Below are 16,215 nucleotides of genomic sequence, written 5' to 3'. Positions count from 1 at the left end.
CCGCACCTCACGCCTTGAAGAGCGGCAACGCCAGTCCTTTCACGCCGGGTTCGAAGGCGAACAGGCTTCCGGCCAGCGGCTGGCGCGCCAGCGCCTCCGGGGAGAGGTCGTCGCGGGCGCTGGTGACGTAGAGCGTCGACAGGTCCGGGCCGCCGAAGGCCAGGCTGGTCGGCTGCTCCACCGGCATCGGCACGATCCGGTCGATGCTCCCGTCCGGGGCGTAGCGGACCACCCGCCAGCCTCCCCATTGGGCGTTCCAGAGATAGCCCTCGGCGTCGACCGCCGAGCCGTCCGGCGTGTGCGGCTCGCCGCGGGTGTGCGCGAACTCCGTCACCTGGCTGAGGTCATCGGTGCGGTGGGTGAAGATCGTCTGCCGCTTGGAGTCCGCCATGTAGAGCAGCGACCCGTCGGGGCTGACGGAGATGGTGTTGGGGATGTGGATGCCGCTCAACACCCGGTCGGTCCGGCCGCCGGGCTCGGTGCGGAACACCGAGCCGGCCCGCTCGCCGCCGTTGTCGTCCATGGTGCTCCACCAGAACCGCCCGTCGAGGTCGATCTTGCCGTCGTTCGTGCGGAACCCGTCGCCGAGGTCGTGCGGCTGGACGATGGCGATGGTCCCGGCGTCAGGATCGACGATGGCCAGGCCTTTCTCGGTGGCGACGATCAGGCCGCCGGCCTCGCGCGGGGCCGCGGCGCTTGCGCGCAGGGGAAGTTCGAACGTCCCGCCGGCCCCGCTCGCCGGCTCGTACCAGGACAGCCGGCGGCCCTTGATGTCGAACCAGTAGAGCCGACCCTCCCGGGCCGACCAGACCGGCCCTTCCCCAAGTTGATCAAAGGCTTGAACTACGCAACGCACGTCGGCCAAGGGGCCCTCCGCTCAAGGTTTCGGACGAATCGTGGGACCGTTCCACGAACACGATATTTTACTCGCCTGCGACATCCTGACTCCGTCGTTGTGGTTCCATTCAGAGTCGGGGGTCCACTATCTTAGTCGACAGAGTCGGGAGGGGATCCCAGAGATGTCGATGTCCAGTTATTCAGACGTTTTTTCGATCAGCCACGAGCGTGAGTACGACGAGGAAATCTCCGTCGGCGACCTCGTGCGCACCGGTCCAAACCTGTTCCCGCACTTCGAGGTGGTCGCCCTCCACGGCGACAAGGCCTGGGTGCGCAACGTGCAGAACGGCGCCGACCACCTGGCCCTGGTCTCCCGCTGCCGGAAGATCAACGGCCAGGCCTTTGCCCAGGCGGCCGAGTAGCCGCTTGCTCCGTCGGCGCGCCGACGAAAATGTGAACCTAGGCGCCCGGCCCGTGTTCTAGAGGACAGGGGCACGAGCGCGTGCGCGGCAATCCGGAGGCAGCGCCATCTCCGCTTTCATGTTCGCTACCGGGATCGAGAACAGCATCCCAAAGATCAAGGGTGGGCGCATCCGCGTCGACCAGATGGAGTCGTGCGGCCACTACCGCCACTGGCGCAAGGACTTCGACCTCGTCGAGGAGATGGGCCTGCGCTTCCTGCGCTACGGGCCGCCGATCCACACCAGCCTGCTCGGGCCGGACCACTACGACTGGGAATTCGCCGACGTCACCTTCGCCGAGCTGCGGCGCCGCGACATCGTGCCGATCGTCGACCTCTGCCACTTCGGCGTGCCCGACTGGCTGGGCGACTTCCAGAACCCGGATTTCCCCGAGCAGTTCGCCCGCTACGCCGCCGCCTTCGCCCGCCGCTTCCCGTGGGTGCAGCTCTACACGCCGGTGAACGAGATGTTCATCTGCGCCCAGTTCTCCGGCAAGTACGGCTGGTGGAACGAGGAGGGCACGACGGACCTGACCTTCGTCACCGCCCTGAAGCACATCGTGAAGGCCAACGTCCGGGCCATGCAGGAGATCCTGAAGGTCCGCGCCGACGCCATCTTCATCCAGAGCGAATCCTCGGAGTACTTCCACGCCGAGAATCCCGCCGCCATCAAACCGGCCGAGATCGAGAACGCCAAGCGCTTCCTGTCGCTGGACCTCAACTACGGGCACCGGGTCGACTCGGAGATGTACGAGTACCTGATGGACAACGGCATGACGCGGGAGGAGTACCACTTCTTCCTCGGCAACTCGCTGCACCACCACTGCATCCTGGGCAACGACTACTACTGGACCAACGAGCACCGGGTGGCCGCCGACGGCGGCAGCCGCGCCTCGGGCGAGATCTTCGGCTACTGCGAGATCACCCGGCAGTACTACAACCGCTACCGGCTGCCGGTGATGCACACCGAAACCAACATCGCCGAGGGTCCGAACGGCGACGAGGCGGTGAACTGGCTCTGGAAGGAATGGGCCAACGTCCTGCGCGTGCGCAACGACGGCGTGCCGACCGTGGGCTTCACCTGGTACTCGCTCACCGACCAGATGGACTGGGACACCGGGCTTCGCGAGAACAACGGCCGCGTGCACCCGGTGGGCCTCTATGACCTGAACCGTGAGATCCGGCCCGTGGGCCGCTCCTACAAGCAGCTGATCGCCGACTGGGGCGAGGTGCTGCCGACCCAGAGCGTCTGCCTCAGCGTGCCGATCCTGATGCCCTCCGAGTACGAGGAGCCGGTCGCCGAGCGCCATCGCGCCGAGGCCCGGACCCTGCGCGAGGTCGAGCTGGCCAGCGGCGAGAGCGGCTGAGCCGGGCCATGGACGCGGCGCAGATCGGCGGCGCGCCGGCGGTGACCCTGCGGGCGCAGGACCCGCCCCTCGACCGCCCGGCCTTCACCGAAGCCGTCGTCCTGCCCGGGCGCGGCATGATGCTGCTGCAGGCCCGGCTTCGCCTGCCGTCGGGGCGGACGCTGGACGCGCTGTTCACGCCCCCGGACGCCGCCGATCAGCTCGCCGGCGGGCCCGAAGACTTCGCAGGCAACCGGTCTTTCGCCTTCGGCGGCGCCATCCTGGCCCCCTACGCCAACCGGATCCGGGGCCGCGCCGCGCCATCCGCCCGGGAGATCGAAGCCGAGGTGGCCGGCGAGACGGTCCGCCTGCCCCGCAACTGGGGCGGCAAGGCGCCGGGCGCCGAGCAGTACGCCATGCACGGGCTGATCCTCGACACGGCGGTTCCCTACGAGCAGCCGGCGCCCGACACCCTGCGAGGCCGGCTGGAGGCCGGCGATTTCGGCGGCCGCTGGCCGTCGAGGACCGAACTCGCCTTCCAATGGCGGCTGGCCGGCGGCGGGCTGGAGCTCTCCGTCACCGCCCGCAACGTCGGTGACGCGCCCCTGCCCATCGGGCTCGGCTGGCACCCCTACTTCAGCCTCGCGGGCGGCGATCGCCGGCAGGCGCGCCTGCGTCTCGCCGCGGACCGGCGCGTGGAGGTGAACGACTACGACGAGGTGCTGCCGACCGGGCGGCTGCTGGAGGTGGCGGGAAGCGCATATGACTTCGGGGGGCCGTCCGGCGCGCCGCTCGGCGACCTCTACCTGGACGACTGCTTCACAGGGCTGCGCCGCGAGGACGGCCGCACGGTGGTGGAGGTGCTGGACCCGGCCGGCGGGCTCGGCCTGCGGATCGCCTCGCCGTCGCCGGACGTCCGCGCCGTCCAGGTCTACGCCCCGCCCGACAAGGACTTCGTGGTGGTGGAGCCGCAGTTCAACCTCGCCGATCCCTACGGCGCGGTATGGCCACCGGGGACGGACACCGGCATGGCGCTGACGCCGCCCGGCGGCTCGGTAAGCTACGATGTCCGGGTGGACGCCTTCGCCGTCGGAACCCGAATCTCACCTGATGGTTGAGGGGAGCCAACCAGAGGCTCCTATGAACCACGCGCCCCAAGCGGACGAACTGGCCAACAATACGGTTGTCGATTTCGACGAGGCGCTTCTCGACGCCTGTCCAACCCAGATGCGCGCCGATCTGATGGCCGAGGCCAACCTGCTGGCGCAGGCGTTTGCGCCGGAGGGCCGCGCCGAGCAGCTGGAGGCCATGGCCCAGGCCCTGTCCAGCGGCGACCGCGATGCGAAGATCGGGCGCATGCACGCCCGCCGGCTGGCGGCCGCGCTCCGCCGCCTCGCCCGGAACTCCGAAGCCTAGGGGCTACTCGGCCGCCACCGAGCCCTCGGACGCCCGGCCGCGCCTGCGCCGGGGCGGACGCGGGTCGAGCAGCTTGCGCAGCTTCGCGGCGAGCAGGGTCGACTCATAGGGCTTGTCGAGCAGCGGGAACTCGGCGTTCTCGATCACCGCGCCCTCGCCCACGTAGCCGGAGGTGAGCAGCACCCGCAGGTCCGGCCGCAGCTCGCGCGCCGTCCGCGCCAGGCTGACGCCGCTCACGCCGCCGGGCATCACCACGTCGGTGAACAGCAGGTCGACCTCGGCGCCGGAATGCAGCACCTCCAGCGCCTCGGCGGCGTTGGTGGCGGTGGCCACCTGGTAGCCCAGGCCGGTGAGCATATCGAGGGTGAGCGCCAGCACGGTGGGCTCGTCCTCGACCAGCAGGATGCGCTCCGTCCCGCCCACGATCTCCGCCTGGGGGGCTTCCGCGCGGACCTCCTGCAGCGGAGCCTCGGAGATCGGAAGCCGCAGGTGGAAGGCCGTCCCCTGCCCCACGGCGCTGTCCAGGCGGACCTCGCCTTCGGACTGGCGGACGAACCCGTAGACCTGGCTTAGGCCCAGGCCGGAACCCTTGCCGACCTCCTTGGTGGTGAAGAAGGGTTCGAAGACCCGCTCGCGCACGTCCGACGACATCCCGACGCCGGTGTCGCGCACGGTGATCATCACGCTCTCGGGATCGCTTTCGCGGTGCGTCTCGATCGACAGCACCCCGCCTTCGGGCATGGCGTCGCGGGCGTTCACCGCCAGGTTCAGGAGCGCCGTCTCCAGCTGGGTCGGATCGACGTGGGCGCAGAGCGTCTCTTCGGACAAGGCCAGGTCGAGCGTGACCGCCTCGCCGACCGCCTGCCGGATCAGCGGCGCGAAGTCGCGGATCAACGTGCCGACGTTGAGGGTCACCGGGCTCAGATGCTGGCGGCGCGAGAAGGCGAGCAGCTGGCGGGTCAGGTCGCGACCGCGCTCGGCGGCCTGGCGGATGGCTTCGATGCGGCGGATCCGGCGCGCCTCGTCCTCGGCCTTGCGGGCCATGATGTCGACGTTGCCGAGCACCACCGTCAGCAGGTTGTTGAAGTCGTGGGCGACGCCGCCGGTCAGCTGGCCGACCGCCTCCATCTTGCGGGCCTGAGTGAGTTGTTCTTCCAGCGAGTGCCGGTCGGTGGCGTCGAGCAGGACGCCGAAGATCTCCCGCGGCTCTCCGTCCAGGCTGGGCGCGATCACGCCCTGGTCCTGGAGGACGCGGTACTGGCCATCGGCGCACAGCCAGCGGTACTCGCAGGAATAGCGCCCGGTCTTGACCGCGCCCGTCATGGCCTGCACGACGCGGTCGACGTCCTCAGGGTGAATGCGGCTGGAGCCGAACTCCGCCTCGTCCACGAACCGGCTGGCCGGGAAGCCGGTGATCGACAGCACCGATTCCGAGACGAACTGCGGCGCATAGGGCGGATCGATTCCGCGCGAGGTGAAGACGATGGGCAGGGACTGCAGGATGGCTTCCTGCCGCGCTTCGGTGCGCCGCAGGGCGCGTTCGGTCTGCGCCTTCTCGGCCTTCACCCGCGCATGCTCGTCGAGCAGCCACTGCTGGTAAGCCGACTGCCGCTTGATCTCTTCGGTCTTCAGGTAGAGGTCGACCAGGACCGTCACCTTGGACTTCAGGATGAACGGGTCCACCGGCTTGAAGACCACGTCCACGGCGCCTGCCGAATAGGCCTGGAAGACATGGGCCTCGTCGCGGAAGATCGCCGTCAGGAAGACGATCGGCGTGTCCCGCGTGCGCTTGCGCGAGCGGACCAGTTCGGCGGTCTCGTAGCCGTCCATCCCCGGCATGTGCAGGTCGAGGAGGATGAGGGCGAACTCCTCGGTCAGCAGCCGCCGCAGGGCTTCCTCGCCCGAGCGCGCCACCACCAGCTCGTGGCCCAGTTCCTCCAGCGCCTGGACGGCGGCGAAGGCGTTCCGCTCGTCGTCGTCGACGATCAGGATGCGCGCGGTAAGCGGCGTCTCCAGGTCTGGAGGCGCCTGAGGGTCCGCGCGCCAGGGTCGCTGGCGCCCGCTCACGGGGGAGGCTCGGGTCACGTCAGCTCGCTTGCGGCAGCAGGGATACGACCGTGTCGCTGGCCAGTTTCATGGCGTCGGCGCGCTGGATGGACACCCTGAGCACCGAGACCAGGTGGTCGATGTCGACCGGCTTGGAGACGTAGTCGGAGGCGCCCGCCTGGATGCACTTCTGCCGGTCGCCCTTCATCGCCTTGGCGGTGACCGCGACGATCGGCAGATCGCTCAGGCCCGGCCGCGAGCGGATTTCCCGGATGGTTTCGTAGCCGTCCATGTCCGGCATCATGATGTCCACCAGCACCACATCCACCTCCGGCTTGGCGTCGAGCACCTCGAGCCCGGCGCGGCCGCTCTCGGCGTAGGAGAGCTCGATACCGTATTCCTCGAGGGCCGAGGCCAGCGAGAAGATGTTGCGGATATCGTCGTCAATGACGACGACTTTACGGCCCGACAGCACGGAATCGTCGTGCTTGTTCTGGTTGAGCTTGGCCTTGGTGGAGGCGGACATCCGCTCCATCGGCTCGTGCAGCAGGAGGCTCGCCTGCTCCACCAGCTGGTCGGGGGTGCGGGCCAGCCTGACCAGGCCGCCGAACACCGCCAGCCGCAGCCGGCGGTCGTCCTCGGCGTCGATGTCCTCGGGGACATAGACCACCGCCGGCGCCACCCGCCCGTCGGTCTGCTTCAGTTGGTCGATCAGTGCGGGCGCCGGCACAGCCGAGGCGTCGATCATGAGGCCGTCCGGGCGATCGGCCGCCGGGCGGTCGAGCACCGAGGCCAGGTCGGCGACAAGCTCGACCTGGGTGAAGCACTGCCGCAGCACGTCGGCCGCCTCGCCCTCGGCGCCGACCAGCACGATGCGCCGCTCGACCTTGTCGACGAAGGTCTTCACGCCTTGCAGGGTGGAGACCACCACCTCGCGCTCCACCGGCTTGTGGGTGAAGCCGAAGGCGCCGATCGACAGGCCGAGGCCCTTCTGATCGTCGGCCGAGATCACGTGCACCGGGATGTGCCGCGTCTCCGGCGTGCGCTTCAGGAGGTCGAGCAGGGCCAGGCCGTCCATGTCCGGCAGGCCGATGTCGAGCATGATGGCGTCTGGACCGAAGCGGCGGGCCAGCGACGGCGCAGCCGCCCCCTCGCCCGTCACCACGCCCTTGAAGCCGGATTCATGCACCAGGCTGAGCAGGATGGAGGCGAACCGCGGGTCGTCCTCCACGATCAGCACCACGCTGTCGCCCGAGCCGATGGTGTCGCGGTCGTCGGCCACGGCTTCCACGGGATCCTCCGAGAAGGCCGAGGGCATCAGCATCGGGCGCGGCAGCGGCGGCATGGAGGTGGCGCGACTGCTGGAGGGCGCCTGGGCCGGGCTGAAGTTCAGCGGCAGGTAGAGGGTGAAGGTGGAGCCCTTGCCCGGGACCGAGGTCACGCGCAGCTCGCCGCCGAGCAGGCGGGTGATTTCGCGGCTGATCGACAGGCCCAGACCCGTGCCGCCGTACTTGCGGCTGGTGGTGCCGTCGGCCTGCTGGAAGGCCTCGAAGATGATCCGCTGCTTCTCCTCGGGGATGCCGATGCCGGAGTCCTCGACCGAGAAGGCCAGCACCTGGCCCGCGGTGTTGAGGTGGTCGTTGGCCAGGCTCCAGCCGGAGTGCGCCCGCTCGACCTTGAGCTTCACATGTCCCCGTTCCGTGAACTTGAAGGCGTTCGACAGCAGGTTCTTGATGATCTGCTGCAGGCGCTTGTCGTCGGTGTACATCGAGCGCGACAGGGCCGGGTCGAGCTCGACGACGAAGTCCAGCTTCTTGTCGACGGCGATCTGCGAGAAGGTCCGGTCGACCTGGTCGCGCAGGCTGGCGAACGACATCTCGCTGATGTCCAGGGTGACCGTGCCGGATTCGATCTTCGACAGGTCGAGGATGTCGTTGATCAGGCCCAGCAGGTCGGTGCCGGCGTCGTGGATGTTGGAGGCGAACTCCACCTGCTTTTCGCTGAGGTTCCCGGGCGTGTTGTCGGCCAGCAGCTTCGACAGGATCAGCAGCGAGTTCAGCGGCGTCCGCAGCTCGTGGCTCATGTTGGCCAGGAATTCGGACTTGTACTTGGAGGTCAGCGCCAGCTGTTCCGCCTTCTCCTCGAGGGCGATCTTGGCCTGTTCGACCTCGCGGTTCTTGGCTTCCACCTGCTGGTTCTGCACCGACAGCAGGTGCGCCTTCTCCTGCAGCTCGGCGTTGGTCTGCTGCAGTTCCTCCTGCTTGGTGCGGAGCAGCTCTTCGGATTGACGCAGCGACGCGGCCTGCTGTTCGAGGCGGTCGTTGGTCTTCTTCAGCTCTTCCTGCTGCGCCTGCAGCTCGGAGGTCAGCAGCTGGGACTGCTTCAACAGGCCCTCGGTCCGCATGTTGGCGGCGATGGTGTTGAGCACGATGCCGATGGATTCCATCAGCTGATCAAGGAACTGCTGCTGGGTCTCGTTGAACTCGCCGAAGGTGGCCAGTTCGATCACCGCCTTCACCTCGCCTTCGAACAGCGCCGGCAGGACGATGATGTTGGCCGGCGGCGCCTCGCCGAGGCCGGAGGAGATCTGCACGTAGTCCTTCGGCACGTTGGTCAGCAGGATGCGCGACTTCTCATAGGCGCACTGTCCGATCAGGCCTTCGCGGACCTTGAACTGGCTGGCCAGGTGCTTGCGGTTGTTGAAGGCGTAGGAGGCCGCCAGGTTGAGCACCGTCTGGCCGTCGTCGTCCCGGTCGGTGACGTAGAACACCGCGTGCTGGGCGTTGATCAGCGGCGCCAGCTCGGACAGCACCAGGTTCGACACGGTCGAGAGGTCGCGCTCGCCCTGCAGCATGCGGGTGAACCGCGCCAGGTTGGTCTTCAGCCAGTCCTGCTCGGTGTTCTTCAACGTCTGATCCTTCAGGTTGCGGATCATCTCGTTGATGTTGTTCTTCAGCTCCTCCACCTCGCCCGACGCTTCCACGGTGATCGACCGCGTCAGGTCGCCCTTGGTCACGGCGGTGGACACCTCGGCGATGGCGCGGACCTGGGTGGTCAGGTTGGCGGCCAGTTCGTTCACGTTGTCGGTCAGGTCGCGCCACAGGCCGGCGGCGCCGGGCACCCGGGCCTGGCCGCCGAGCTTGCCTTCGGAGCCCACTTCGCGGGCCACGTTGGTCACCTGGTCGGCGAAGGTGGCGAGCGTCTCGATCATCCCGTTGATGGTGTCGGCGAGCGCGGCGATTTCGCCCTTGGCGTCCAGGGTCAGCTTGCGCTTCAGGTCGCCCATGGCCACCGCGGTGACGACGTCGGCGATGTTCCGCACCTGACCCGTCAGGTTGGCGGCCATCATGTTCACGTTGTCGGTGAGGTCCTTCCAGGTGCCGGCGACGCCGGGCACCTGCGCCTGGCCGCCGAGCTTGCCTTCAGTACCCACTTCGCGCGCCACCCGGGTCACTTCGGAGGCGAACGAGTTCAGCTGGTCCACCATGGTGTTGATGGTGTTCTTCAGCTCCAGGATTTCCCCGCGCACGTCCACGGTGATCTTCTTGGAGAGGTCGCCCTTGGCCACGGCGGTGGTCACGTCGGCGATGTTCCGCACCTGGCCCGTCAGGTTGGCGGCCATCAGGTTCACGTTGTCGGTGAGGTCCTTCCAGGTGCCGGCGACGCCCTTCACCTGGGCCTGGCCGCCGAGCTTGCCTTCGGTGCCCACTTCGCGCGCCACCCGGGTCACTTCGGAGGCAAAGGAGTTCAGCTGGTCCACCATGGTGTTGATGGTGTTCTTCAGCTCCAGAATCTCCCCGCGCACGTCCACGGTGATCTTCTTCGACAAGTCGCCCATGGCCACCGCGGTGGTCACCTCGGCGATGTTCCGCACCTGGCCGGTGAGGTTGGCCGCCATGAAGTTCACGTTGTCGGTGAGGTCCTTCCAGGTGCCGGCGACGCCCTTCACCTGGGCCTGGCCGCCGAGCTTGCCTTCGGTGCCCACTTCGCGGGCCACGCGGGTCACTTCGGAGGCGAAGGCGTTCAACTGGTCCACCATGGTGTTGATGGTGTTCTTCAGCTCGAGAATTTCACCCTTCACGTCCACGGTGATCTTCTTGGACAGGTCGCCGTTGGCCACGGCGGTGGTCACCTCGGCGATGTTGCGGACCTGGCCGGTCAGGTTGCCGGCCATCAGGTTCACGTTGTCGGTGAGCTCCTTCCAGGTGCCGGCGACGCCCTTCACCTGGGCCTGGCCGCCGAGCTTGCCCTCGGTGCCCACTTCGCGGGCCACGCGGGTCACTTCGGAGGAGAAGGAGTTCAGCTGGTCCACCATGGTGTTGATGGTGTTCTTCAGCTCCAGGATCTCCCCGCGCACGTCCACGGTGATCTTCTTCGACAAGTCGCCCATGGCCACCGCGGTGGTCACCTCGGCGATGTTCCGCACCTGGCCGGTCAGGTTGGCGGCCATCAGGTTCACGTTGTCGGTGAGGTCCTTCCAGGTGCCGCCGACGCCCTTCACGTTCGCCTGGCCGCCGAGCTTGCCTTCCGTACCCACTTCGCGCGCCACCCGGGTCACTTCGGAGGCGAAGGCGTTCAGCTGGTCCACCATGACGTTGATGGTGTTCTTCAGCTCCAGGATCTCCCCGCGCACGTCCACGGTGATCTTCTTGGACAAGTCGCCGTTGGCCACGGCGGTGGTCACCTCGGCGATGTTCCGCACCTGGCCGGTCAGGTTGGCGGCCATGAAGTTCACGTTGTCGGTGAGGTCCTTCCAGGCGCCGGTCACGCCTTCCACTCGGGCCTGACCGCCGAGCTTGCCTTCGGTGCCCACTTCGCGGGCCACGCGGGTCACTTCGGAGGAGAAGGCGTTCAGCTGGTCCACCATGGTGTTGATGGTGTTCTTCAGCTCGAGAATTTCACCCTTCACGTCCACGGTGATCTTCTTGGACAGGTCGCCGCGGGCCACGGCGGTGGTCACTTCGGCGATGTTCCGCACCTGGCCGGTCAGGTTGCCGGCCATCAGGTTCACGTTGTCGGTGAGCTCCTTCCAGGTGCCGGCGACGCCCTTCACCTGGGCCTGGCCGCCGAGCTTGCCTTCGGTGCCCACTTCGCGGGCCACCCGGGTCACTTCCGAGGCGAAGGCGTTCAGCTGGTCCACCATGGTATTGATGGTGTTCTTCAGCTCCAGCACCTCGCCCTTCACGTCCACGGTGATCTTGCGCGAGAGGTCGCCGTTGGCCACGGCGGTGGTCACCTCGGCGATGTTCCGCACCTGGCCGGTGAGGTTGGCGGCCATGAAGTTCACGTTGTCGGTGAGGTCCTTCCAGGTGCCGGCGACGCCCTTCACCTGGGCCTGGCCGCCGAGCTTGCCTTCGGTGCCCACTTCGCGCGCCACCCGGGTCACTTCGGAGGCGAAGGAGCCCAGCTGGCCCACCATGGTGTTCACGACCTTGCCGATCCGCAGGAACTCGCCGCGCAGCGGCCGCTCCTCGTTCTCCAGGTCCATGGTCTGCGACAGGTCGCCCTTGGCCACGGCGCCGATCACGCGGGCCATTTCGGCGGTCGGGTGGACCATGTCGGCGATCAGGGTGTTGACGGCGTCGACGCTGGCCGCCCACGACCCCTGGGCGGTCGGCAGCTTGGCGCGGTGGTTGATCTTGCCCTGGCGGCCGACGGTCTCGCCCAGCCGCTCGAATTCCTTGGTCATGCGGTCGTTGAGCTCGACCACTTCGTTGAAGGCCTCGGCGATCTCGCCGTTGACGCCCGTCAGGCCGCGCGGAAGCCGTACCGAGAAGTCCCCGCGCCGGAAGGCGCGCAACGCCGCCAGAAGTTCTGCCGTCTCGACCGAGGCCTCCGATGGCTGCGCCTTGGTGCGCCGGGAAATCTTGGACTTGGCGGCCTTGGAGGCTTGGGCGACGGACTCAGGCATGATTTCCCCGGGGAGCAAGCGTGGCGCGATAGCCGGGGCAATGACTGTGCGGACCTGAGCGCCACGGCTATCAGATCAGCGACAAGACACACCCCCGCCCTGTTGGTACGAACGATCGAACGCGGGCCGAAGTTCCAGCTGCGCTGCAAAAAATGTTATAGAATTGGGCCTAGGCCAATTTAGCCCATCGGGCTCGATTCCGCAGCCCGAATCCACCCGGCGCGACAGCGTGACTTCACCAGAGCTGATAAAGAAAATCAAGAATAACAATTGCTAAGGTGAACCGGCTCGCCCGTTTGCGGGTTGGGCTTTTTATGAGTGCGCTTATCCATTTCATCGTCGCGCGGTCCCGCCATGGCTGGGCCGTCAACGTCGAGGCCGACCTGCTCTCCGAACACGCCGACGTGCGCGAGGCGCGCGAAGAAGCGGCGATGCTCGCCGAGGCCACCAAGCGGGCCGGCTACGCGTCGCGGTTCGTGGACCTGTCCTGCGAGCCGCCGCGCGACGTCGAGGCCTGAGGCCTGAGCCGGAACCGTGGCGGCGAGGCTCCGTTTCGGGAGGGCCTGCTGCGCCCGCAACCCGAGAGCCTCCTCCGCAATGTCGCAACCCTATGACGACTCCGCCTTCGAGCCGCCGCCGGAGGCCGAAGCCTTCTATGCCGAAAGCCTGAGGCTGCTCACGGAGTCGGGCATCCCCTTCATGCTCTCCGGCACCTATGCCGTGACCGCCTACACCGGCCTGGTCCGGCCGACCAAGGACCTCGACGTCTTCTGCAAGGCCGGGGACTTCCCCAAGATCCTCGCCTACTTCCAGGAGCGGGGTTACCGCACCGACGTCGAGGACGAGCGCTGGATCGCCAAGGTCTGGCAGGACAACCACTTCTTCGACGTGATCTTCGCGATGTCGAACGGCGTCGCCCCGATCACCGAGGAGTGGTTCGAGGGCGAGGACACCATCAATGTCTATGGGGCGGAGGCGAAGATCACCCCGCCGACCGAGCTGATCCTCTCCAAGATGTTCATCCAGGACCGCTACCGGTACGACGGCGCCGACGTGGTGCACGTCATCTACCGGGCCCACGACCGCATCGATTGGCAGCGGCTGCTCCGGTACATGGAGCCCTACTGGGAGGTGCTGCTCACCCACCTTCTGAACTTCCGTTTCGTCTATCCGACCGAGCGCGACGTCGTTCCCCGCTGGATCATGGACGAGCTCACCGCCCGCCTGCAGGCGCAGGTCGGCCTGCCGCCGGCGCGGGTGAAGGTCTGCCGCGGACGACTGTTCTCGCCGCGCGACTACGTCACCGACATCACCGAATGGGGCTTCGCCGACGTGGTCGGCAAGGGGCTGGAGGAGCGGCATGAGCCTATCGCCTGATCCGGAAACCGCGCCCGGCCCCGCCGTGCCGACCGGCGCCATGAGGCTGGCGGCGATCGGCGACCTGCACGTGGGCGAGAACCATCCGCATCCGTATCGGGAGCTGTTCTCGCGGATCAGCCAGGAGGCCGATGTGCTGGCGCTCTGCGGCGACCTCACCAACTTCGGCAAGACCCCGGAGGCGGAAATCCTGGCCGAGGACCTGCAGGCCTGTTCGATCCCTGTCGTGGGCGTGCTCGGCAACCACGACTTCGAATGCGGCCAGCCCGAGGAGGTCGCCCGCATCCTGCACCAGGCGGGGCTCCAGCTGCTGGACGGCGAGGCGTTCGAGATCGCCGGCGTCGGCTTCGCCGGCGCCAAGGGGTTCATCGGCGGCTTCGGTCGCTACATGCTGAGCGCCTTCGGCGAGCCGGAGATCAAGGCCTTCGTCCAGGCCTCGGTCGACGAGAACCTGAAACTGGAGAGCTCGCTGCGGATGCTTCGCACCGAACGCACCGTGGTAGTGCTGCACTACTCACCGGTGGAGGACACGGTGATCGGCGAGCCGCCGGAGATCTTCCCCTTCCTGGGCTCGGCGCGGATGGGCGAGACCATCGACCGCTTCGAGGGGGTGAAATGCGTGGTCCACGGCCACGCCCACCGCGGCGCCTACCAGGGCCACACCCCGCGCGGGATCCCCGTCTACAACGTCGCCAGGCCGGTCCTGAACCGCGATGTCGGCGTGGAGTTCGCCCTGTTCAACGTGTGAGACGCGGGCCTAGCCGCGCTTGGTCCGAGCCGCCATCTCCTCGTCGAGTTCTTCCAGCACCGTTTCGGGCGCGACCTCCTGGGCGATCTCCTCCAGCTCCGGGTCGCGCGCGTCGTCCAGGCCCAGCTTGCCGGCGATTGCGGTGGTCAGCTTCACCAGCTGGGTGATCTCGTACTCCGCCAGCAGGTTGATCTGCAGGTCGAGGGCGGCGCGCTTTTCCGCCAAGGCGGCGATGCGGTTCTGGCTGATCAGCACGAAGGTGGAGAGGAAGATGGCCTCCACGGACGCGACCGTCGCCAGGATCACGAAGCTTCTGTCGAAACGCGGCGCCTGCGGCACGAGGCCCAGGTTCACCGCGACCCAGGCGGCCACGAGCGCCAGATGCAGCCAGACGAAGGCCAGGGAACCGCTGAAGGCCGTGATCCGCCCGGCCAGCCGCTCGCCCCACCCGGCTTCGCCTTCCTCCCGGTGGCGCTGGGCGCGCATGGCCTCGATATTGCGCCGCAGGACCGCCGCCATGTCCCGATCGGCTCCGGCCTCGCCGCCGGCGGTCGGCGGGGGTTCTGCACGCTCAGCGTCCATCGTCAGCCAACCCCCGCTGAGGCGGGGTGTTCCAACGGCGACGTCGGCTAGACCTCCCCGTGGAGCCCGCTCAGTTCGAGATGGCGTCTGAGCTCGCCGCGCAGCCGATCCAGGCCATCCGGATGCAGGGACTCGCAGCGGCCGGTCAGCTTCGCCTCGGTGCCCGAGGCGCGCAGCAGCCACCAGCCGTCGGGGCTCTCCACTCGCAGGCCGAACCTGGCGTCGAAGGTCGCGCCGTCATGCGCCAGCCGCTCGGCGACCTCGGCCACCACCGCAGCCCTGCGCGCTTCAGGGCAGGAGATGCGCAGCTCCGGCGTCGCGAAGCTCGGCGGCAGGCTGTCGCGGAAGGCCGCCAGTCCGCCCGGCAGGCGCGAGATCGCCAGGAAGGTGCGGATGGCGGCGTAGATGGCGTCATCCGCTCCGCCCCAGCCATCGGCGAAGAAGATATGGCCGGACAGTTCGCCGCCCAGCAGGGCGTTCTCCTGCTCCATCGCCTCGCGCACCAGCACATAGCCCGACGGCGACAGGGCGCAGCGGCCGCCGGCCTGGGCGACCCCGTCGAACAGCACCTTGCTGCACTTCACGTCCGCCACCACCGCCGCGCCCGGGGTCTGCGCCAGCAGGTCGCGGGCCAGCAACAGGAGCAGCTGGTCGGCCCACAGGATGCGGCCCTGGGCGTCCACAACGCCCAGCCGGTCGCCGTCGCCGTCGAACGCCACGCCCAGGTCACAGCCCTGCGCGACCACGGTCTCAGCCAGCTGCGACAGGTTCTCCGGCGCCGCGGGGTCGGGGTGGTGAACCGGGAAACGGCCGTCGACCTCGGTGTTGAGCAGCTGATGGACGCCTGGCAGCAGCCCCGTCAGTCGCTCCACCACTGGCCCGGTGGCCCCGTGCCCGCAGTCCCACGCGACCTTCAGCGGGGCCATTTCCTTGGCCGACCGGGCGAGCTCCTCGACATAGGCGTCGATGATGGAGGCGCGCCGCGCGGAGCCGCAGACGTCGCGGGCGCACGGGCCGTCGACCAGCCGCTGCAGCGCCGCGCCGTGCACCCGCTGGTCCCCCAGCAGGATCTTGAAGCCGTTCTCGGCCGGCGGGTTGTGCGAGGCGGTGACCATGATGGCGCCGTCCAGCGCCAGTTCGCGCACGGCGAAGCCCAGCATGGGCGTGGGACCGAGCCCGACACGCTCCACGCGCATGCCGCCGTCCATCAGGCCCCAGACCAGCGCCTGCTCAAGGCTCGGCGAGCTCAGCCGTCCGTCACGGCCGACGCCGACCCGCAGGAGGCCCTCGCTGCGGGCGGCGGTGGCGTAGGACAGGCCCAGGGCGTAGGCGCCCGCCCGATCGATGTCGCGGCCGGCGTGCCCTCTGATGTCGTAGGCGCGGATGGCTTCCGGTCGGATGCGAGCCCCGGGCGGCTCGGTCGATCGGTCGACACGCGGGGGAGCGTGTTCCACGTCCGGCTGTCCGAACGCCTCGAAAGTCATGGCCGTCA

At 68.2% G+C, this 16,215-nt stretch carries 12 protein-coding genes; 7 read left to right on the top strand and 5 right to left on the bottom strand.

All coding sequences use genetic code 11. The features are described 5' to 3' along the window. Nucleotides 1-7: 7 nt before the first annotated feature. A complete protein-coding gene (locus DJ021_RS14545; protein ID WP_243626149.1) occupies nt 8-856 on the bottom strand; it encodes an SMP-30/gluconolactonase/LRE family protein in 849 nt (282 codons plus the stop codon). A 169-nt stretch (nt 857-1,025) separates the two neighbouring features. On the opposite strand from DJ021_RS14545, the gene DJ021_RS14540 reads away from it, so the two are divergent. From DJ021_RS14540 to DJ021_RS14525, 4 genes are all read left to right on the top strand, one after another. Next, nucleotides 1,026-1,259 (top strand): hypothetical protein, encoded by a 234-nt coding sequence (locus tag DJ021_RS14540; protein WP_133255035.1) that lies wholly within the window; start codon nt 1,026-1,028, stop codon nt 1,257-1,259. A gap of 118 nt (nt 1,260-1,377) precedes the next feature. Next, the gene (locus DJ021_RS14535) at nt 1,378-2,664 is read left to right on the top strand and encodes a family 1 glycosylhydrolase (RefSeq protein ID WP_111458231.1); all 1,287 of its coding nucleotides are present in this window, start codon (nt 1,378-1,380) and stop codon (nt 2,662-2,664) included. An 8-nt stretch (nt 2,665-2,672) separates the two neighbouring features. Beyond that, nucleotides 2,673-3,761 carry an aldose 1-epimerase gene (locus DJ021_RS14530; RefSeq protein WP_111458230.1) on the top strand — a complete coding sequence of 363 codons (1,089 nt, stop codon included), beginning with the start codon at nt 2,673-2,675 and terminating at the stop codon, nt 3,759-3,761. A gap of 22 nt (nt 3,762-3,783) precedes the next feature. Continuing rightward, nucleotides 3,784-4,059 carry a hypothetical protein gene (locus DJ021_RS14525; protein WP_111458229.1) on the top strand — a complete coding sequence of 92 codons (276 nt, stop codon included), beginning with the start codon at nt 3,784-3,786 and terminating at the stop codon, nt 4,057-4,059. Between the two features lie 3 nt (nt 4,060-4,062). Here the strand turns inward: DJ021_RS14525 and DJ021_RS14520 are convergent, their stop codons facing one another. Together DJ021_RS14520 and DJ021_RS14515 are read right to left on the bottom strand one after the other, a co-directional pair. Further along, nucleotides 4,063-6,126, bottom strand: a complete 2,064-nt coding sequence (locus tag DJ021_RS14520; RefSeq protein ID WP_243626041.1) for a response regulator — start codon at nt 6,124-6,126, stop codon at nt 4,063-4,065. 19 nt (nt 6,127-6,145) lie between these two features. Beyond that, the gene (locus DJ021_RS14515) at nt 6,146-12,016 is read right to left on the bottom strand and encodes a HAMP domain-containing protein (protein ID WP_207801854.1); all 5,871 of its coding nucleotides are present in this window, start codon (nt 12,014-12,016) and stop codon (nt 6,146-6,148) included. Nucleotides 12,017-12,330: 314 nt separating this feature from the next. Here DJ021_RS14515 and DJ021_RS14510 point away from each other — a divergent pair, with 314 nt between their 5' ends. The 3 genes from DJ021_RS14510 (at nt 12,331) to DJ021_RS14500 (ending at nt 14,141) form a co-directional block, all read left to right on the top strand. Then, nucleotides 12,331-12,534 (top strand): hypothetical protein, encoded by a 204-nt coding sequence (locus tag DJ021_RS14510; protein WP_111458227.1) that lies wholly within the window; start codon nt 12,331-12,333, stop codon nt 12,532-12,534. A gap of 79 nt (nt 12,535-12,613) precedes the next feature. Continuing rightward, entirely contained in the window at nt 12,614-13,393 is a 780-nt protein-coding gene (locus DJ021_RS14505; RefSeq protein WP_111458226.1) for a nucleotidyltransferase family protein, read from the top strand. Then, nucleotides 13,377-14,141 carry a metallophosphoesterase family protein gene (locus DJ021_RS14500; RefSeq protein ID WP_111458225.1) on the top strand — a complete coding sequence of 255 codons (765 nt, stop codon included), beginning with the start codon at nt 13,377-13,379 and terminating at the stop codon, nt 14,139-14,141. The genes DJ021_RS14505 and DJ021_RS14500 overlap by 17 nt, the downstream gene beginning before the upstream one ends. A 9-nt stretch (nt 14,142-14,150) precedes the next feature. Here the strand turns inward: DJ021_RS14500 and DJ021_RS14495 are convergent, their stop codons facing one another. After that, nucleotides 14,151-14,660 (bottom strand): DUF1003 domain-containing protein, encoded by a 510-nt coding sequence (locus tag DJ021_RS14495; protein WP_165837287.1) that lies wholly within the window; start codon nt 14,658-14,660, stop codon nt 14,151-14,153. 110 nt (nt 14,661-14,770) lie between these two features. Then, on the bottom strand, nt 14,771-16,207 hold the full coding sequence (locus DJ021_RS14490; RefSeq protein ID WP_111458223.1) for a phosphomannomutase/phosphoglucomutase: 1,437 nt from the start codon (nt 16,205-16,207) through the stop codon (nt 14,771-14,773). Between the last annotated feature and the right edge of the window lie 8 nt (nt 16,208-16,215).

The sequence above is a fragment of the Phenylobacterium hankyongense genome (assembly GCF_003254505.1).
Lineage (GTDB): Bacteria > Pseudomonadota > Alphaproteobacteria > Caulobacterales > Caulobacteraceae > Phenylobacterium > Phenylobacterium hankyongense.
Note: the sequence above shows the minus strand (reverse complement) of the source record. Positions and strands in the feature narration are given on the sequence as shown.